Origin of the sequence: Stenotrophomonas sp. UBA7606 (assembly GCF_002477705.1) — a bacterium.
Lineage (GTDB): Bacteria > Pseudomonadota > Gammaproteobacteria > Xanthomonadales > Xanthomonadaceae > Stenotrophomonas.
Genome location: NZ_DLJW01000106.1, coordinates 17776 through 36552 on the forward strand (window position 1 = coordinate 17776; position 18777 = coordinate 36552).

Consider the following 18777-nt stretch of genomic DNA (forward strand, 5'->3'; position numbering starts at 1 on the left):
GAGTTTCGATGAGCATTGTCAGTCCAGGCGCCCGCTTCCGCGCGGCGCTGAAGGAAGAAAGCCCGCTGCAGATCCCGGGCGCCATCAACGCCAACCATGCGTTGCTGGCCAAGCGGGCGGGCTTCCGTGCGGTCTACCTGTCCGGTGGCGGCGTCGCCGCCGGCTCGCTGGGCCTGCCGGACCTGGGCATCAACACCATGGACGACGTGCTCACCGACATCCGCCGCATCACCGACGTCTGCGACCTGCCGCTGCTGTCGGACATCGACACCGGCTTTGGCCCGAGCGCATTCAACATCGCGCGCACGGTGAAGTCGCTGATCAAGGCCGGTGCGGCGGCCTGCCATATCGAGGACCAGGTGGGCGCCAAGCGTTGCGGCCACCGCCCGAACAAGGAAATCGTGTCGCTGGGCGAGATGGTGGACCGGGTCAAGGCCGCGGCCGATGCCAAGACCGACCCGGATTTCTTCCTGATCGCACGCACCGACGCCATCCAGATGGAAGGCGTGGATGCGGCGATCGAGCGCTCGCTGGCGTGCGTGGAAGCCGGCGCCGACGGCATCTTTGCCGAGGCCTCGTACGACCTTGAGACCTACAAGCGTTTTGTCGATGCAGTGAAGGTGCCGGTGCTGGCCAACCTCACCGAATTCGGCCAGACCCCGCTGTTCTCGACCGAGGAGCTGGGTTCGGTGGGCGTGGCGATGTGCATCTACCCGCTGTCGGCGTTCCGCGCGATGAACAAGGCCGCGGAGAACGTGTACACCGCGATCCGCCGTGATGGCCACCAGCGCAATGTGGTGGAGACCATGCAGACCCGCGAGGAGCTGTATGAGCGCATCGGGTATCACACTTTCGAGCAGAGTCTGGATAGGACGTTTGCTGCGAAGAAGTGAGTGTTGGGGGGCCGGTGCGTTGAAGCTGAAGGCTTGAAAGCTTGAAAGCTTGAAAGCTGAAAACCCTAAAGGACAAACGCCTAAGAGCTGCCCTCACCCCTACCCCTCTCCCGTAAACGGGAGAGGGGACTACTTCGGCAAAATTTTGCTGAGGACGGCATTGCTGGCTTCGGCCGCTCTACGAACCACAGCCGGAGGCGAAGAGCCGCAGACTCGATCAACGTTTTTAAGCGGCCCGCGTCTAAGCTCTAGAAGCTCAACGTCAGGTGAAGGGCTTTACTCTTTGCTCTTTGCTTTTTGGCTTTGGCTTTGGCTTTGGCTTCTTGCCTTTGCCCCTGCTGTTGCTGTTGCCTTTGCTTTTGCTTTTTCCAACGGCTCAAAAAAAGCGTGAAGTCTCCCTTCTCCCGCTTGCGAGAGAAGGTGCCCAACGGGCGGATGAGGGGAGCTTCGGCTTCGGCCTTTGCTTCAGCCATTCCTTCAAAGCTCCCCAGCCTGCCAAAAACCCAAGCCCTTTGCTTCCCCTCCCAGCACCGGCCATCATTGCCAGCGCCGCACAGCCACAACCGCCAGCGCAATGAGAATGCAATGCCCCGTCTGCCCCTGATCGCCCTCGCCTGCCTGACGCTCAGCGCCTGCGGCCAGCGCGATGCCTTCAATCATTCAGCCAACGCCGACCCGCACCAGCGCGAGCTCGAACGCGCCTTCGCCATCTGCGCCGGCTGCCATGACACCCGCGCCGACCTCGGCCACCGTGTCGGCCCCAACCTGCACGGCGTGATCGGCCGCAAGGCCGGCACCGCCCCCGGCTACAACTACTCCGAAGCGATGAAGGCCAGCGACATCACCTGGGATGCGCAGACCCTGGACGCCTTCATCAAGTCACCGACCAAGCAGGTGCCGGGCAGCAAGATGGTCAACGCCACCTCCGACCCGGCGCGCCGCCAGGCCGTGATCGAGTTCCTGTCCACCCTGCCCGAATAGGCCCGGCGTCAATCCAGCGTCTGCACACCGCCGCCGTTGACGAACAAGGTCTGGCCGCTGACCCAGTTGGATATTGGTGCGGCGAAGTACAGTACCGCGCCGGCAATATCCTCGGCCTCACCCAGGCGCTTGATCGGCGTATGCGACAGCATCCGCTCTTCGATCTCCGGCGTGAGCACGGTAGCCAGCGCATCGGTGCGCACCGCGCCCGGCCCCACCGCATTGACGCGGATGCCGGCAGGACCGTAGTCATGCGCAAGATTCGCCGTCATATGGTTGATCGCCGCCTTGGATGCGGCGTAGGCACTGATCGCCGGGCTCTTGTTGATCGAGCTCATCGACGACATGTTGATGATCGAGCCGTAGCCGCCCTTCTGCATATGCGGCGCACACAGCTGCGACAGCCGCCAGGCACTGAAGACGTTGATCTGGAATGGCCGCTCGAATTGTTCAAGGCTGATCTTGTACGGGCTCTCGCGGCCCGCCCCGCCGCCACCGGCGTTGTTGACCAGGATGTGGATGCCGCCCAGTTCATTGGCGGTGCGCTCCACCACCCGCACCAGGTCCTCGTCCTTGAGCACATTGCACTCCAGCGCCAAGGCCTTGCCGCCCGCAGCGACAATCTCCGCCGCCACTTTCTCGGCGGCGGCCGGCTTCAGGTCGGCGATGGCCACCGCCGCACCGTAGGCCGCCAGCATCATCGCGCTGGCGCGGCCAATGCCGTTGCCGCCGCCGGTGACGATGGCCACCTTTCCGCTCAGGTCGAAATGGGCTTGCACGTTCATCACGGGCTCCTGCTGGAAGGAAGATGTCGGTATCCATCCGATGTTGCACCTGCACAGGCTACACCGCAATGAACAGGGCGCTCGGACCGATCCTGCCGCTTTCCGCCTTGCGGAAACGCTTGGCGCACGTAATGCGACCTAGCAGCTTTTCTTGTGCCGCCCGTTCTGATATTTGTTTGTCCGGACAAATATAAGCACCCGCCATGCGGGCAAGGGACGGGACGTGGCTGCATTGCAGTATCCAATCCTGGTGTTCGGGCACCTGCTGCTGTTCGTGCTGTGGCTGGGCGCCGATGTCGGCGTATTCCTGCTTGGCCAGCACTTCCGGCGTCGCCAGTCCTACTCGCTGGAGCAGCGCATCGCGCTGCTGAAACTGCTGGTGGAGGTGGACATGGTGCCACGCAGCGCCTGGGCACTGATGGTGCCGGTGAGCCTGAGCGTGGTGCATGTGGGCGGCTACTGGACGCTGCCGGGCTGGGCACTGCTGCTGGCGTGGCTGGTGGGCGCGTTCTGGCTGTGGCTGGTGTGGGACGCCCATCGCCACGACCAGACCCCACGGGCCGCGCGCAACCGCCGCATCGAGTCGGTACTGCGGTGGCTGCTGGCCCTGTTCTATCTGTGGCTGGGGCTGGCCTCGTTGCTGCAGGGCGCGCCCCTGGCCCCGTTGTGGTTGGCCAGCAAGGCGCTGATGTTCGGCGTGATCTTTGCCGCCGCCATCATGATCGACGTCACCTTCAAGCCGGTCGGCGCGCAACTGGGCGCGCTGCTCAAGCAAGGCAGCAGCGATGCCACCGAGCTGCCGTTGCTGCGCACCATGAACCGCACCCGCCTCTGGGTGTGGCTTGTCTACCTGATGTTGCTGGCCACGGCCTTCCTTGGCGTGGTCAAGCCCTTCTGATACTCCACCAGGACCTGCCATGCGCTCTTTGTCGATCATCGCGGTTTCACTGCTGGCCGCAGCCTGCAGCCAGCAGCCCGCCCCTGTGCCCGCCGCGGCTGCCGCCGGCTCGCCCCCGGCAGCGCCTGTCGCTGCGGCACCTGCATCCACACCCGCACCCACGCCACAAATAAGCGGCGAACAGGCCTTTGCCACGTGCGTGGCCTGCCACAGCCGCGATGCCGGTGCACCTCAGCGCATGGGACCCAACCTGCGGGGGGTTGTCGGGCGCAAGGCCGGCAGCAATCCCGGCTTTGATTACTCCCCGGCCCTGAAGGCCAGCAACATCACCTGGGATGCGGCCCAGCTGGACGCCTATCTGGCCGCACCCGCCAAGCACGTGCCCGGCACCCGCATGGTGATTGCGGTACCCGACCCGGCACGGCGGCAGGCGTTGATCGAGTACCTGTCAGCCCCCTGATCTTTCTTTCCGTGGCAGTGCGGCTGCGGATACCGCGGCCGTCGCAGTCCCTTGCGGCAACGAGGAGTGGCATGGAACTTCAGTTCGAGCGGTTCACCCTGTTCTGTCGTGACCTTGAGGCATCGCTGCGGTTCTATCGCGATGCGCTGGGCCTTGTGGTAGTGGAAGAAAAAACCCTGGAAGGCCCGATGGCCGGCGGCCTGCTGCAGTTGCCGGCCTGTCGCATGCGCATCGCGCTGCTGGCCGCCTGCGCGGATGCGCCGGTCATCCTGGGCCTGTTCGAGATCAGCCAGACCGCGCTGGAGACGCTCGCGCCACCGCTGGGCAAGCCTGCCTACGGGCAAAGCGCGCTGGTCCTGTCCTGCCGGCGCTTCGATGCGCTGCACAGCGCCTTGCAGGCCGCCGGCCATCGCTTCCTGACCCCGCCGTTGGCCTACCCGAAGCGCACCGCCAGCGCGCGTTCACCGGCTGGCCTGTACCGCGAAATGATCGTCTACGACCCGGACAACGTGCCGGTGAGCATCCTGCAGATCGACCCGCTTCCCGAGGAGACCACGGCATGACCGGCATCACCCGTTCCATCACCGGCAGCATCCAGTACACCAGCAAGCAGAGCCACCGCCTGGATGCGGAGCGTGGCCGCGAGAGCTTCCGGCTGGATGTGCACCGCGACGGCTCGCGGGTACTCGCCGCGCACTGCGAAATCGATGACGCACCGGCCGTAGTCCGCGACGTCAACCTGCGTCTGGACGCGGACAATCGACCGCAGGAGTGCTTCGTGCGCATCGCCGTGGGCGGGCAGTTCCGCGGCTCGGGCTGGTTTGCCTTCAACGCCAACGAAGCCCAGTGCGAATCCACCACCACGGTGGAAGGCCGCGTGTCGCAGCGCTTCCCGCTGCAGGCGCCGCTGCTGGCCTTCGGCAACCACGCCATCATCAACGATGCCTATGCGATGTCGCTGTATGACCTGGCCCAGGGGCCCGGCAAGCAGACGTTCTTCATGCTGCTGTCCTCTCCCGACCACCGCGGTGCCACCGGGCCGATGATCTTCCCGGTGCAGCTGGCCATCGAGTACGTGGGCGAGGAGGACATCGAGGTCATTGCCGGGCGTTTCAGGGCACGCCATTTCCGCATCCTCGATGTCGGCATGCCCGAGGAACACCCGGACTACGATCTGTGGGTGACCGCCGACGAGCACTACATCCTGCTGCGGGCCGCGGTCACCGGCTACATGCAGACCGCCTACGAGTTGAGCAGCTATGCCGTGGTGGAGCACTGAGATGCTGCTGCAGATCCTGCTGGTGGCACACATCGCCGTGCTGGGCTACTGGCTGGGCTCGGAGCTGGTGATCAACAGCACCTACCGCTATGTCTCCTATGGCAGCCATATCCCCTTCGCCGAGCGCAACCGCTTGATGGAACACGTCATGCACGTGGACCAGCATGTGCGCTACGCGCTGGTGCTGCAGGCCGGGCTGGGTTTCTCGTTGGCCGCGCTGTACGGGCTGATCCCCGGTGCGGAAACCACGGCGAAGATCGCCGGCGTGCTGTGCGTGCTGTGGCTTGGCTTTGTCGAAGCCGTGCACCGGCTGCGCCACAGCCGCACCGGCACCACCCTGGGTGCGATTGATCGCGGCTCGCGCTATGTCTTCATGGCGCTGCTGGTCGCACTGGCTACCGGCCTGCTTGGCGGCAGTTGGGAAATGCCGCTGTGGCTGCGCCTGAAGCTGGCGCTGTACGCCGGGGTGATGGCCTCGGGTGTCGGCATCCGCCTGGCGCTGATCAGCCACTTCCGTACCTGGAAGGTGATGGCACAGGAAGGGCCCACCGCGGTCACCAACGCCATCATCCGCCGCACCTATGTGAAGGCGACCTCGGTGTTGGGGGTGCTGTGGCTGTTCATCGCGGCGATCGTCGTCGTCAGCATCTTCAAGCCGACATGACCATGACCGATCACGCCGCGCTGCTGGCCGAGCTTGGCGCAGTACTGGGCGAAGCCGCCGTGCTGCGCGATGCCGCCACCCTCGAACTGATGGCCGGCGATCTTTACAGCAGGGGGCCCGCACCGGTGGCGGTCATCCGCCCCACCGATGGCGCGGCGCTGGCACAGGCGGTCGCACGGATCAGCGCGGCCGGCCTGTCGGTGGTGCCACGCGGCGGCGGCCTGAGCTATACCGGCGGCTACCGCTGCCAGGACAGTGGCAGTGTGCTGGTTGACCTGTCCGCGCTCAACCGCATCGAGCACATCAGCGCCGAGGACATGTACGTCGTCGCCCAGGCCGGCGTGACCTGGAAGCAACTGCACGACGCCCTCACACCGCTGGGCCTGCGCCTGCCCTACTTCGGTACGTTCTCCGGTGCCGGTGCCAGCATCGGTGGCGGCCTCAGCCATGGCGCATTGTTCTTCGGCAGCGCGCGTTACGGCGCTGCCGCCGACAACGTGCTGGGGGTCGAGCTCGTCACCGCCGATGGCGGGCTGCTGCGTACCGGGCAATGGGCCTTGAAGGTGGAGGCCGAGCCGGTATTCCGCAACTTCGGGCCGGATACCACCGGCTTGTTCATGCATGACGGCGGTGCCTTCGGCATCAAGACCCGTGCCGCGTTCCGCCTGATTCCGCTGCCGGCGCACACCGGCTATGCCTCGTTCGCCTTCGCCGATTTCGAGCGCGCCGGGCTGGCCTTGTCGGCAATTGCACGGGCCGGCATCGCCGAGGAAGCCTATGTGCTGGATGCCGGTGCCGTGGCCGCCAATGTCGAACACGACCGCAGCCTGGGCGCCGCGCTGCGTGCGGTGCGCCAGGTGCTGCATACGGCCACCGGCGTCGGTGGCAAATGCCGGGCCCTGCTGGGGATGGCGCGGGCCGGACGCCAGGTGGTGCCCGCCGATGCATTCACCCTGCATCTTGTGGCCGCAGGCAACAGCGAGGCAGCGGTGGCGCATGACCTGACCAGCGCACAGCGCCTTGCCCATGAGCACAGCGGCATCGCCATTGCCGCCACCGTGCCACGCATCGCGCGTGCCGATCCTTTCCCCGGACTCAATGCGGTACTCGGTGCCACCGGCAGCCGCTGGGCGGCGTTGAATGTGAAAGTGGCGCACTCACGCGCCACCGCGCTGATCCGCGCGCACCAGCAGCTTATCGCAGCGCAGCGTGCGGCGATGGACGTCTGCGGCGTGCGCGTCACCTACCTGTGTTCGGCACTGTGCAACTACAGCTTCAGCTTTGAAGCAGTGTTTCATTGGCAGGACAACTGGCAGCCATTGCATGCCGCCAAGCTGACGCCGGACGCGGCGGCCAAGCTGGCGTGCGGCCCGGACAATCCCACTGCGCGTGCGCTGGTGGCGGATCTGCGGCAACAGACCTGCGACCTGTTCGCCGAGCTCGGCGGTGCGTCCAACCAGATTGGGCGCACCTATCCTTTTCTTTCCGTGATGGACGATGCGCCCGCAGCGCTGCTGCGTGGCATCAAGCAGCAACTGGATCCGCAGACAAAGATGAACCCGGGCGTGTTGGAGCTTTGACCCGGAAGTTGTGGCAGGATTCTCTTACGACGTCTCTTGGGGAAGAACCGTCTTGATGCTGTGTCGTTCAACCAGATTGGGCTTGGGCCTGCTTGCCTTCGGGCTCTACGTACTGTCACCGTCAGCGCTGGCCATGGCCCAGTGTCCGGAAGAGTTCGAGCCGAAATCCATGGCCTTCTGGGCCCTGGGCTGGGGCGTGTTTGCTGCTTTTTTCCTCGGCGGCCTGGTGCTGTCGTTCCTGATGTTCCGCATCACCCGCGTGGCCGCGCGCGGGCCACGCTGGGCGCTGCGCATCGTCAGCATCCCGGCGATGCTGGCGATGTGGTTGCTGGGCGCCGGTATTTTTCTCGGCCAGTTCGTGCTGGCCTGCTGAGCCTCACGCGGCGGGGAACCACCACGGCGATGCCGTACCGTTGTTGATCAGCAAGGCACGCGCGCGCACGAAACGGCGGATCGAGGCCGTGCCCATGCGCGAACCGCCCATGCCGGACAGCTTGAAACTCTGCTTTTCGGCGGTCTGCACCATGCCGGTGAGGCAGGCGTCATTGATCGAGATGCCACCGGCCTGCAGCTGGCGCGCCACACGCTGGGCGCGCTCCGGGCTCTGCGTGAACACCGCCGCCGACAAGCCGAACTCGGTGGCGTTGGCACGGGCAATGGCTTCAGCTTCATCCGCCACCACCATCACCGGCAGGACGCTGGCAAAGCTCTCATCGGCAACCACGGCCATCTCGTCGGTGACATCCACCAACACCGTTGGCGGACACCAGACGCCACCCTGCTCGATCAGCTCACCACCAGTCAACGCGCGTGCGCCCTTGGCCTTGGCGTCGGCCAGTTGGCCGCGCACCAGTTCGACCTGCGAGGCCGCGATCACCGGACCGATCTGGCCCTGCTTGGGGTCCGGCCAGGCCAGCTCCAGTGCGGAAGCTTCCTTCACCAACGCGGCGATGAAGGCATCGGCCACCGGCGCTTCCACGTAGACGCGCTCGATCGACATGCAGCTCTGGCCGCCGTTGACGAAGCTGCCCCAGGCCAGTGCGCGTGCGGCATGTGCGATGTTGGCATCGGACAGCACCAGCGCCGGGTCCTTGCCACCCAGCTCCAACGAGGCCGGAATGAAGCGGCGCGCACAGGCTTCGCCCACCTTGCGGCCAGTGGCGACCGAACCGGTGAAGCAGATCTGGTCACTGGCCTCGATCACCGCCTGGCCGGTGGCACCGGCACCGGTGACCAGCTTGAACACCGCACCCAGACCCGCTTCGTCCAGGGCTTCACGCAACAGCGGCACGAAGCGCGAGGTGACCTCGCTGGGCTTGGCCAGGATGCTGCAGCCGGCGGCCAGCGCCGGCACGGCATCGATCAGGGTCAGCATCAGCGGGAAGTTCCACGGGCTGATCACGCCCACCACCGCATACGGCACCCAGGTCTGCTGGCTTTGGATGAAAGGGATGGCTTCCTGTTGGGCCGGCTTTTCCGCAAGACAGCCTGCGGCCTGCTGCGCCCAGCGGCGGATCGCGCCGACCGTGCCGTCCACTTCAATCTGCGATTCATGCCAGCGGCCGGTATCGGCCAGCAATGCATCGAGGAAGCCATCGCGACGCGCGACCAGCGCGTCGGCCAGGGCGCCCAGGCACGCGCAGCGTTCCTCGATGCTGCGCTCGGCCCAGGCCAGCTGCGCCTGGCGCAGCTGCGCGCCCAGCACGGCGACTTCGCTGGCGCTGGTGATCGGCAGCTCGCCGTCGGACAGCCCGGTGCGGGGGTTGCGCAGTGGCAGCGTGGTTGCGTCAGTCATTGCCCAGTACTCCGGCGCTCAACAGTGCATCAAGGGTGGCTTTCTGGCGGGCGGCAAAGTCGGCCCGCTGCGGGATCTTCAAGCTGTCGCCCTGCAGCAGGGCGTTGGGCTTCAAGGCGGTGCTGCCCAGGCCGGCATTGATTGCCGCCTGCGGCAAGCGCGAGAGGAAATTGCCCATGCCCGGGCGCAGCCGGCGGCGGCGCAGGCCGGCGATATCCAGGTCGGCATAGGCGGCCATCGACTCGCCGGTGCCGGCGGCGGACAGCACCCGGCCCTGGTCATCGACGATCTTGCTCATGCCATCGGCACTGCCCAGCGGGATGTCCACGCCACTGATGCCGGCGGTATTGGCCGAGACCACATAGGCCATGTTTTCCAGCGCGCGGGCGCGCTTGGCGATGTCCTTGGGGGTCAGTTCGGGGCTGCCGACTTCGCTGGTGGAATGCAGGAACACTTCGGCGCCACGCAGGCCCATCGCACGCGCGATTTCCGGATACAGGATTTCCTCCGAGGCGATGCAGGACAGGCGGCCGAGCGGCGTACGCGCCACCGGGAACACGCCGTCGATGCCGTACACGTCCAGGTACTTGTCCCAGACATCATGCGGGCTGGGCGCGTACAGCGAGATCAGCCGGCGGTAGCGCAGGATCTGGTTGCCGCTGTCATCCAGGATCACCGAGGACTGGAAGTACAGCTCGGGGAAGTGCGGGTCGCGCTCGTAGGCGTTGGAACACAGGTAGACGCCGTTGTCCTGGGCGATGCGGCCCAGCTGCTCGTACTCGCTGCCATCCATCGCGAAGCAGCCCTTGGCTGCCCAGCCGGGGATGGTGTCGCCCAGCGGGTAGCTGGTGGCGAAGTATTCCGGCAGCACCACCAGCTTCAGGTCGGCGCCGATGAAGGCTTTGGAGGCGCGGATCTGGCGGCCGACGCGGGCGATGTTGTCGGCCACGGTGGCAGCGGCGTCCTCCGGCGTGGTGCAGGCATTGATGGCACGGCAGGTGGTCTGCAGTGCCAGCGCGCGATAGGCGTCGATCATGCGGCGTTACCTTCGGTAGCGGTGTCGTTGAGGATCTGGATGCGCGCGCCGTCGGCCAGCAGCACCCGGAAAGTGCCGGTGCCCGCACGCAGCGGCTTGATCGCGGTGTATTCGGGGCTGTGCCAGAACGCCAGCGCGGCGGCGCGGTCCGGCCACTGCGAGACCACGGTGCGGGCCGCGGCGTGCTCGCCCTCCAGGCTCTGTTGCTCGCCGCCCATCACCAGGTAGTGGCCGCCGTAGCGCGCCACCACCTCGGGGGTTGCGCGGGCATAGGCGGCAAAACGCTGCGGGTCGGTGATGTGGGCTTCGATGATCAGGTAGGCGGACATGGCGTACTCAGCTGAAGCGCGGGGCGCGCTTTTCCAGGAAGGCAGCGGCGCCTTCGACGAAATCGCAACTGCTGAAGGCATCGTTGAAGGCCGCATCGGCCTGGGCCAGATCGATGCTGGCGTCCCCCCCCAGGTGGCCGAGCACGGTCTTGATCGCCCGCCGCGCCTGGCCGGAGGTGGCCAGCAGTTGCTGGACATGTGCCTGTTCCACCGCTTGGATACCCTCCTCACCGGCCAACTGGCTGACCAACCCCCAGGCCTGTGCGGTCTGGGCATCGAGCAGGCGCCCGGTCAGCAGCATTTCGCGGGCGCGCGCCATGCCGACCGTATTGACCAACCGGCGGCTGTCGTCGGCGCTGTAAACTAATCCGAGCTTGGCTGGGGTGATGGCAAACCGGCTGCGGGCACTGGCAAGGCGCAGGTCACAGGCCAGCGCCAGGCCTAGGCCACCACCGACGCAGGCACCGTCGATGACGGCCAGGGTGGTCTGCGGCAGGCGTTGCAGCTTGAGCTGGGTGCGCTGGACCTGGGCATTGTTGGCGGCAAAGGCCGCCGGCGCTGCCAGCAACTGGCCCAGTTCGTCGATATCGGCACCGGCGCTGAAGGCACCCGGTACGCCGGAGATCACCACAATCTGGGCGTCACTGGCGGCAATTTCGTCCAGTGCGGCCTCGATCGCGGCCCAGTGGCGGGTGGCCAGGGCGTTGCGCTTGTCCGGTCGGTGGATACCGATGCGAGCGAGCGCTCCGTCACGGCTCCAGCAAATCACAGTGTCTTCAGTGATCATGATCTACCCTATTTGTCATATCGTTATAGCATTAAGCCAAAGGAGGGTGAAGCGACGATGTCCCAGGAGACGCTGGCCACATTGCTGAGTTCCAACGCGCACAAGCTGCTGCGCAACGACCTGCCGACGCCGCTTTACCACCAGATGTTCAGCCTGCTGCGTGATCGCATCCTCAATGGTGAGATCCCGCGCGGTGCACGTATCCCCACCGAGTTCGACCTGGCCGAAGGTTTCGGTGTATCGCGCATCACCGCCAAGCGGGCGCTGGACGAGCTGGCCGCCGAGGGTCTGGTCGAGCGCCGCCGTGGCAAGGGCACGCATGTCATCCACCGCTCGCGGCCCAAGCCCATGCACAGCCCCTTGACCGGGCTGCTGGAAAGCCTGGAGGTACTGGCCGAGCACACCAAGGTGCAACTGCTGCAGTTCCGCCGTGCGGTGCCGCCGGAGCCGATCCGGGCGCTGTTCGACACCGGCCCCCGCGATGTGCTGGTACACGCCATCCGCCTGCGCCTGCGTGGCGACACCCCGTTTGGCTACTACAACAGCTGGACCCGCACCGACCACCCGGACTTCAACGAGTCCAAGCTGGCCAACAGCTCGCGCCTGAAGCTGTTCCAGGCCGTGGGCATCCAGATCAAGCAGGTGGAACAGGTGCTGTCGGCGGTCAATGCCGATGCCATTGCCGCCATGCACCTGAAGGTGGAACCCGGCACCGCGCTGCTGTCGCTGGAACGCCGCTCCTATGACGGCGACGGCAACCTGGTCGACCTGCTGAGCGTGCAGTACCGCCCGGACCAGTTCACCTACCAGATGACACTGGATGTGGATGCTGGCGGGCATGACTGAGGCCTGCGCTGCCGCCTGAGGGCGGCAGGCCGCCGCAACTGCGCAATCAGAAGCACCCTCACCCCAACCCCTCTCCCGCAGGCGGGAGAGGGGCTGCTGCCTGCGCTCCCACAAGCCCCTCCCGTAGTGCCGAGCCATGCTCGGCAGACACGCTTCCCCGGTGTAGTGCCGAGCCATGCTCGGCAGACGCACTCCCCGGTAAAACCCCTTGCCGAGCATGGCTCGGCACTACATGGGTGACCCCGACGCTACCGTGGTGCGCGATACGACCAGCATCACTGGACAATTTGTCCGGACATATTGCAGGATCGGAACAGGTAGGACCTTTCCACGTTCCTGTTGCAGGAGTCCGGCATGTTGTCCGAAGTGAAGGCAGTTACCCTTGGCGTGAGCAACCTGCAGCAAGCCTGCGCCTTTTACGAAAACGCACTGGGCTATCGCGTGCAGACGCGCGCCGCGCTTGCCCCGGATCTGGCACCGCTATGGCGTTTTGATTCCAGCCTGCGTGGCGAGTACGCCATGCTTGCGCCCGATGATTCGGGCCTGGGAAGAATCCGCCTGGTTGCATTCGACGCGCCGGGCCAACGCCTGTGGAACGCCGGCAATCTCTACAACGGCAGTGGTTACTACGCGCTCAACTTCCGCTGCCGGGACGCCTTGGCCACCATGCAGGCCATTACCGCTGCCGGCGGCAGCAGTGCGCACGAACCCAGCTACTGGGAGGTCAGCGAGCAGGTCGCGGTGCGCGACTCGATCAACGACGATCCGGACGGTATCCGTCTTGACGTGTTCTCCTACGAAAAAGGCGGCGAACTGCGCGGCCCCCTGAACACCGATGTCAGCGTGGTGCAGACCATTGCCCTGGCAACCCGCGATGTAGCGCGTTCGGTTGCGTTCTATCGCGCCCTGGGCTTCGAGGTGCTGTTCGACCGCGTGCTCGATTTCCCCGAACTGCAGACCCTGCTCGGCACCGACCGGCCGGTGCGCATCCACAACGTCAACCTGATCAAGGACGGGCACATCGTGCCGGGACGGGTGGAAATGTTCGCCTACCTGGACATGGAGCACCTGCCGGATGCACCGCTGCGCGACCTCGCGGTGCCACCCAATATCGGCATCCTCTCGGCCACCCTGCTCAGCGATGCGCTGGACGCCGATGTGGCCCAGCTGCAACAGCTGGGTGCTGAACTGATCGCGCGTGCAGTATTGGATGTACCCGGGTTTGGCCCCTGCGCCATCGCCACCCTGCTGGGCCCGGACGGGGAACAGCTGGAGTTGCTGCAACCGGTGTGAGTAACCGGCGCAGCCGCTGCAAGGCGGCTGCGCCGCTGGCCATCAACGCGTCGCCAGGTCTGTCACCAGGGCCGCGCTGCGGCCTTGGTAGTCGTCCTGCGCATCCGCATGCACCGTCACCGGTACGCGCAAGGCTGACAAGCGCAGGCCGGTGTCGGCCACCGCTACCCCGGCGAATACCAGTGGCAGCTGCGCCCCCAGACGCAACAGCTCAACCACGTTGGCATGCACCTGCGCGGCATCCGGCGCGGCCACCAGACGGCGCGCTGCGGCACTGGCTGGCAGCCACGGCCACAGCAGGTGACGCTCCCGCTCCCATTGCCAGGCCTCGGCCATATGCCCGCCTGCGGCATGCAGCGCAGGGTCCGGCAGGCGCGCGAGCAGGCAGGCACATTCGTCCGCCTGCAACAGCCACGGTCTGTGCAAGGCGACTTCCGTAAGACGTGCGCCCAGGTAGGCCGCCAGGTCCGCTACGTAGGCTGCCGCCGCCTCGTATGCCTGCACCGCCACGGCCTGTCCGGGCACCACGTCCTCAAGCACCGCACACAGGGCAGTCTGCATGGTCTCCACCGTCAGTGGCGCGGTGATTTCCGCCGAGCCTGCATGGCCCGGCAACTCCACCGCTATCTGCGTGCGCGCATCGACCTGCAATACAGCTACCGGCAACGGTGCCTGCCCGGGCGAATGGATATGCAACACCGCACCGTTGCTGCCGCGGCGCAACCTTACCGCCACTTCGCCTACCGGCGTGTCGATGATGCGACGCGTCCAACCGTCCTTCTCGCGCGCAGCCAGCGGGACAGGCGCCAGCAGCGGCTGGGTGGACTGCTGCAGCAGGCTGTCCATGCGCCGATGCAGACCTTCAACACCATCGGGCTCTTCCTCGCTGCGGACATTGGCCGGCAGCGCCGGCAGCCGCGCGCGATGGCTCAGCAGCACGTCATCATGGCGGTAGATCAACCATGCCGGACACTGCAGCTCGGCCACACGTTGCCGTTGGGTGTAGCGGAACGCCGCACCGTAGCCGCTGCGGTAGTTGTCACCCACATCGAGGATGTCCATTGCAGCGTCGTGCGTGCCCTGCGTGTCATACGGTGGCAACGCGATCGCACACTCGGCCGATGGATCGCACCATGGGAAAAAGTACAGCTGCTCGCGCATGCGCGACCACAGCCAACGCAGGTGACCGCCATCCCAGCTGGGAACGAAGGGCGGCAGGTAGCGATCGGTATAGCGTGCGCGCTCGGCATCGTTGAACAAGGCATAGCCATCGATGATCAGACAGTGCAGACGCTCCGGTGCCCTCCACGCCAGGTGCATGCCGATCAGGCCACCGGTATGCATGCCGAACAATGCGAAGCGTTCGATGCCCAGCGCATCGGCCAGCTCCAGGGTGGCTTCGGCAAAGCGGTCAATGCCCGGTGCCGCATCGGCCAGTGGATCGGAATAGCCAAAGCCCGGCGTGTCCGGTGCGATCACGGTATAGCGATCAGCGAAGCGCTCGATCATCTGCAACCACATGCGCGAGTTCTGCGGTGATTGATGCAACAGCATCAACACCGGCCCCTGCCCTGCATAACGGTAGTGCACGGCGCGATCACCGATGCGGATGAACTGACGACGGCTGCGGGTGCTGTGCATGGTCGGACCCATTGGCGGATATGACTATTGTTATATCAATAATCTAATCAGGGTCGTGTGTGACCGTGCCCACGGTTTGCCGCACCTGGATGATGTGCTGCACCCGCAGCAATCAATCTTCAATTGACCTAACAACCAAACCTATAAGACAAACAATAAAGCCCATTAACTTTATATAAATTCTTTTGATTCATGTGGTTACAGTGGATTCAACACGTTCTTGCCGCATGTAAAAAACGTGCAATAGTCCGGTTGATTGTCCGGACAAATGGCGGAATACTCGTTAGGAAGCATTGATATATCTATATGTTGATGTTTTCCCCCCACCCGAACGAGCTTTTCCTTCATCACGCTACGAGGCGAGTCATGAAAGATGTTCTGTACCGGAGTGCTTTGACTGTTGCGATCATGACGGCCATCGGCAGCGGCGATGCCTACGCCCAGTCGTCTGACAAGGAAGCCGTGCAGCTGGACCAGGTCAGCGTGACCGCCCAGCGACGCGAAGAACAGATCCAGAAAACACCGCTCAGCATGAGCGTGATCAGCGGGCCGGCCCTGGACCGCATGCAGATCCAGCGCGTGGATGACGTCAAGTTCACCACGCCCAACATCATCATCGAACAGAACACCGGCACCAGCTCGGGCGCCAAGATCATCATGCGCGGCGTCGGCGCCGACGAGTCGATGTTCACCAACGACCCGGCCGTGGCGCTGTACATCGACGACGTCTACATCGCACGCCAGAACGGCGCCATGCTCGACCTCTACGACGTGGACCGCATCGAAGTACTGCGCGGCCCGCAAGGCACCCTGTACGGCCGCAATGCCACCGGCGGCGCCATCCGCTACATCTCGAAGAAGCCGACCGGCGAAGACAAGCTGGCCTTCGATGCCAGCGCCGGCAACCTCGGGCGGCTGGATGGCCGCGCCATGTTCGCCACCCGCATCGGCGAAACCCTGGACGTGTCGGCGGCCGTGCTCAGCCGCAACCGCGACGGCATCATGAAGGACCTGACCCATGACCGCATGGTCAACGACCAGAAGGTCGTGGCCGGGCGCGTGTCGCTGGCCAGCACCTGGGGTGAAGCCTCCTACGCTACCCTGAGCATCGACCGCCTGCGCGAGCGCTCCACCCCGGCCTGGGGTACCCCGGTGGCGTTGGACCCGAACACGGACAAGGTCACGCCCAAGCTGGGCAGCTTCTACAGGACCCGCACCGACACGCTCGGCATCAACGACCTGGACCAGTTCGGCGTCGCCCTGACCAACGAAACCGACTTCGGCGCATTCTCCTGGCGCAGCATCCTGCACTACCGCGAGCTGCAGCATCACTTCTACATGGACGTGGATGGCACCGAGCAGATGCGCTACCACCTGGAACAGGACCAGAAGCAGAACCAGCGCGGTTACGAGGCCCAGTTCACCTCGCAGACCGAAGGGCCGTTCAGCTGGGTGGCCGGTGTCTTCGCCTTCAAGGAGCACAACGACCAGCCCACCCGCAATGACATCTTCACCCGCGGTGGCACCAACTACGTCAAGCAGGACACCACCGCGTACGCGCTGTACGCACAGGGCGACTACAAGTTCACCGACAAGCTGACCTTCACCCTGGGCGGCCGCTACAGCTACGAGAACAAGGATTTCCTGGTGCGCTCGGTGAAGGCCAACGGTGACCCGAACTACAGCAAGGCGCTGGAGAAGAGCTGGAACCGCCCCGACTGGAAGGTGTTGCTGTCCTACGACTTCAACGACAACGTGATGGGCTATGCCAGCGTCACCACCGGCTTCAAGAGCGGCGGCTTCAACGGCCGCGGCACCACCTATGACACTGTCACCCCGGTGGATGCCGAGACCCTGCGCGCCTACGAAGTAGGCGTGAAGTCCACGCTGTGGGACAACCGCCTGCGTCTGAACGCCGACTACTACCGCCTGGATTACGACGGCATCCAGCTGACCGCGGTGAACTCCGATGGCGTGTTCGTGATGACCAATGCCACCGGTGCGTTGATCCAGGGCTTCGAGGTGGACGCCCAGGCACAGCTGACCAGCAAGCTGCGCGTGGATGCCAGCATCGGCACCATCGACGGTGAGTACAAGGACTATGCTGCGGTCAATGCGGCCTACTTCAAGGGCCGCTCGATGAAGAGTTCGCCGGACATGCAGTGGACCCTGGCAGCCACCTATGTGCAGCCGGTCGGCAACGCCGACCTGGTGTTCAGTGGCCAGGCCCGCCATACCGATGAGTACTACCAGAACCAGGACACCTCGCGGCTGATCATGACCCGCGCCAACACCGAGTACAACGCACGCATCTCCTACGAGCCGCGTGATGCCAACTGGTCGGTGGCTGCATGGGGCAAGAACCTGGGCAACGAGTTCTCCTCCACCGGTGGCTTTGATATTGCCGGCCTGGGCATCGGTGTGATCTACCCCAATGTGCCGCGCACCTACGGCCTCGAGCTCAAGTACCGCTTCTGGTAAGCACCACCACTTTGCCCCACACATCGCTCCCACACGGGAGCGATGTCTTTTGGAGACCACGATGGATTACCAACTGCTGTTGTTGTTGCACCTGTTGATCGGCGGCTACTGGCTGGGCGGCGACCTGGGTGTGTTCTACATCGCCGGCAAGATCGCCGACCCTGCGCAGCCGCTGCCGGTGCGCCTGTTCTCGGCAAAGGCCATGATGCTGCTGGACATGATCCCGCGTACCTGCCTGATCATGGCGCTGGGCACCGGGCTGACCGTGGCCACACAGGCCGGGCTGCTGCCGCTGCAGGGCTGGCTGTGGCTGGTATGGCTGGGCACGCTGGCGTGGCTGGGCCTGGCCTGGGCAGCCTTCCTCAAGGAACACTCGGCCGCCGGCCTGCGCATCGCGCGCGTGGATTTCTACCTGCGCCTGCTGGTGCTGGTCGGCTGCGTAGCCGCGGGCATCGATGCGTTGAGTGAGGGTGGCTTCATCGTGCAGAGCCGCTGGCTGGGTGCCAAGCTGATCCTGTTCGCCGGCATCATCAGCATGGGCTTGCTGGTGCGCATTCAACTGCGTCCGTTCGGCCCCTTGTTCGGCAAGGTGGTGACCGGCACGGCGAGTGATGCTGATCAGCAGTCGCTCAAGCAGCTGGTGGCGCGGGTGAAGATCCCGGTGCTGTGCATCTGGTTGATCATCCTGACCATCATGGTGCTGGGCAAGCTCAAGCCGTTCTGAATTCTGCCAGGTGACGTGCACGACAACGGCCCGCGCAAGCGGGCCTTTGTCGTTGTACAGCCCTACCCATGACCAACGTAGCCCGGGTAAGCGCACCCGGGGAAACATCGAAAGCGCGTAGCCTGATTGCTGTTGTAAGAGCGGCGTAAGCCGTGAAGCATGCAGATCGTCAGATGGCGCAACGCTCCGCAATTTCAGCTTCGCTGCTTACGCCGGTCCTGCAGCTGCGGCCCATTTCCCGGGTGCGCTGCGCTTGCCCGGGCTACGGTGACAGCGCGTCGACGTGATCGGGTGTGGCGAGCGGG

General features: G+C 65.1%; 20 protein-coding genes. 13 read left to right on the forward strand and 7 right to left on the reverse strand.

Annotated elements, in window-relative coordinates:
* Positions 1–8: 8 nt before the first annotated feature.
* Complete coding sequence (gene prpB / locus B2527_RS12825) at positions 9–893, forward strand: methylisocitrate lyase (RefSeq protein ID WP_293714093.1); 885 nt, start codon at positions 9–11, stop codon at positions 891–893.
* A gap of 248 nt (positions 894–1141) precedes the next feature.
* On the opposite strand, the gene B2527_RS12830 is transcribed toward prpB, so the two are convergent.
* Complete coding sequence (locus tag B2527_RS12830) at positions 1142–1366, reverse strand: hypothetical protein (protein WP_293714094.1); 225 nt, start codon at positions 1364–1366, stop codon at positions 1142–1144.
* Positions 1367–1478: 112 nt separating this feature from the next.
* On the opposite strand from B2527_RS12830, the gene B2527_RS12835 reads away from it, so the two are divergent.
* Positions 1479–1874 carry a c-type cytochrome gene (locus B2527_RS12835; protein WP_293714095.1) on the forward strand — a complete coding sequence of 132 codons (396 nt, stop codon included), beginning with the start codon at positions 1479–1481 and terminating at the stop codon, positions 1872–1874.
* An 8-nt stretch (positions 1875–1882) separates the two neighbouring features.
* Here the strand turns inward: B2527_RS12835 and B2527_RS12840 are convergent, their stop codons facing one another.
* Positions 1883–2659, reverse strand: a complete 777-nt coding sequence (locus B2527_RS12840; RefSeq protein WP_293714097.1) for a glucose 1-dehydrogenase — start codon at positions 2657–2659, stop codon at positions 1883–1885.
* Between the two features lie 223 nt (positions 2660–2882).
* On the opposite strand from B2527_RS12840, the gene B2527_RS12845 reads away from it, so the two are divergent.
* The 7 genes from B2527_RS12845 (at position 2883) to B2527_RS12875 (ending at position 7913) form a co-directional block, all read left to right on the forward strand.
* The gene (locus B2527_RS12845; RefSeq protein ID WP_293714099.1) at positions 2883–3557 is read left to right on the forward strand and encodes a hypothetical protein; all 675 of its coding nucleotides are present in this window, start codon (positions 2883–2885) and stop codon (positions 3555–3557) included.
* A 19-nt stretch (positions 3558–3576) separates the two neighbouring features.
* Positions 3577–4017: a c-type cytochrome gene (locus B2527_RS12850; RefSeq protein WP_293714101.1), complete on the forward strand. Its 441-nt coding sequence runs from the start codon at positions 3577–3579 to the stop codon at positions 4015–4017.
* Positions 4018–4088: 71 nt separating this feature from the next.
* A complete protein-coding gene (locus tag B2527_RS12855; protein WP_293714103.1) occupies positions 4089–4580 on the forward strand; it encodes a VOC family protein in 492 nt (163 codons plus the stop codon).
* Positions 4577–5296: a hypothetical protein gene (locus B2527_RS12860; protein WP_293714105.1), complete on the forward strand. Its 720-nt coding sequence runs from the start codon at positions 4577–4579 to the stop codon at positions 5294–5296. The genes B2527_RS12855 and B2527_RS12860 overlap by 4 nt, the downstream gene beginning before the upstream one ends.
* Before the next feature lies 1 nt (position 5297).
* Positions 5298–5960, forward strand: a complete 663-nt coding sequence (locus B2527_RS12865) for a hypothetical protein (protein WP_293714107.1) — start codon at positions 5298–5300, stop codon at positions 5958–5960.
* Entirely contained in the window at positions 5957–7540 is a 1584-nt protein-coding gene (locus tag B2527_RS12870; RefSeq protein ID WP_293714109.1) for an FAD-binding oxidoreductase, read from the forward strand. Before B2527_RS12865 ends, B2527_RS12870 begins: the two co-directional genes overlap by 4 nt.
* An 82-nt stretch (positions 7541–7622) precedes the next feature.
* Complete coding sequence (locus tag B2527_RS12875) at positions 7623–7913, forward strand: hypothetical protein (protein WP_293714111.1); 291 nt, start codon at positions 7623–7625, stop codon at positions 7911–7913.
* 3 nt (positions 7914–7916) lie between these two features.
* Here B2527_RS12875 and B2527_RS12880 read toward each other — a convergent pair whose 3' ends face one another.
* The 4 genes from B2527_RS12880 to B2527_RS12895 are packed head-to-tail and all read right to left on the reverse strand — an operon-like array spanning position 7917 to position 11487.
* Positions 7917–9335: an aldehyde dehydrogenase family protein gene (locus B2527_RS12880; protein WP_293714113.1), complete on the reverse strand. Its 1419-nt coding sequence runs from the start codon at positions 9333–9335 to the stop codon at positions 7917–7919.
* Positions 9328–10371, reverse strand: coding sequence for a nitrilase-related carbon-nitrogen hydrolase (locus B2527_RS12885; RefSeq protein WP_293714114.1), 1044 nt, complete (start codon positions 10369–10371; stop codon positions 9328–9330). The genes B2527_RS12880 and B2527_RS12885 overlap by 8 nt, the downstream gene beginning before the upstream one ends.
* Positions 10368–10700 (reverse strand): DUF1330 domain-containing protein, encoded by a 333-nt coding sequence (locus tag B2527_RS12890; protein WP_293714115.1) that lies wholly within the window; start codon positions 10698–10700, stop codon positions 10368–10370. The genes B2527_RS12885 and B2527_RS12890 overlap by 4 nt, the downstream gene beginning before the upstream one ends.
* 7 nt (positions 10701–10707) lie before the next feature.
* The gene (locus tag B2527_RS12895; RefSeq protein ID WP_293714116.1) at positions 10708–11487 is read right to left on the reverse strand and encodes an enoyl-CoA hydratase/isomerase family protein; all 780 of its coding nucleotides are present in this window, start codon (positions 11485–11487) and stop codon (positions 10708–10710) included.
* A 57-nt stretch (positions 11488–11544) separates the two neighbouring features.
* Here B2527_RS12895 and B2527_RS12900 point away from each other — a divergent pair, with 57 nt between their 5' ends.
* Positions 11545–12333, forward strand: a complete 789-nt coding sequence (locus B2527_RS12900; RefSeq protein WP_293714117.1) for a GntR family transcriptional regulator — start codon at positions 11545–11547, stop codon at positions 12331–12333.
* Positions 12334–12687: 354 nt separating this feature from the next.
* Positions 12688–13626 (forward strand): VOC family protein, encoded by a 939-nt coding sequence (locus B2527_RS12905; protein ID WP_293714118.1) that lies wholly within the window; start codon positions 12688–12690, stop codon positions 13624–13626.
* 42 nt (positions 13627–13668) lie between these two features.
* Here the strand turns inward: B2527_RS12905 and B2527_RS12910 are convergent, their stop codons facing one another.
* On the reverse strand, positions 13669–15267 hold the full coding sequence (locus tag B2527_RS12910; RefSeq protein ID WP_293714119.1) for an alpha/beta fold hydrolase: 1599 nt from the start codon (positions 15265–15267) through the stop codon (positions 13669–13671).
* A gap of 366 nt (positions 15268–15633) precedes the next feature.
* Here B2527_RS12910 and B2527_RS12915 point away from each other — a divergent pair, with 366 nt between their 5' ends.
* On the forward strand, positions 15634–17748 hold the full coding sequence (locus B2527_RS12915) for a TonB-dependent receptor (protein ID WP_293714120.1): 2115 nt from the start codon (positions 15634–15636) through the stop codon (positions 17746–17748).
* A gap of 61 nt (positions 17749–17809) precedes the next feature.
* Complete coding sequence (locus B2527_RS12920) at positions 17810–18472, forward strand: hypothetical protein (RefSeq protein WP_293714121.1); 663 nt, start codon at positions 17810–17812, stop codon at positions 18470–18472.
* Positions 18473–18777: the final 305 nt, after the last annotated feature.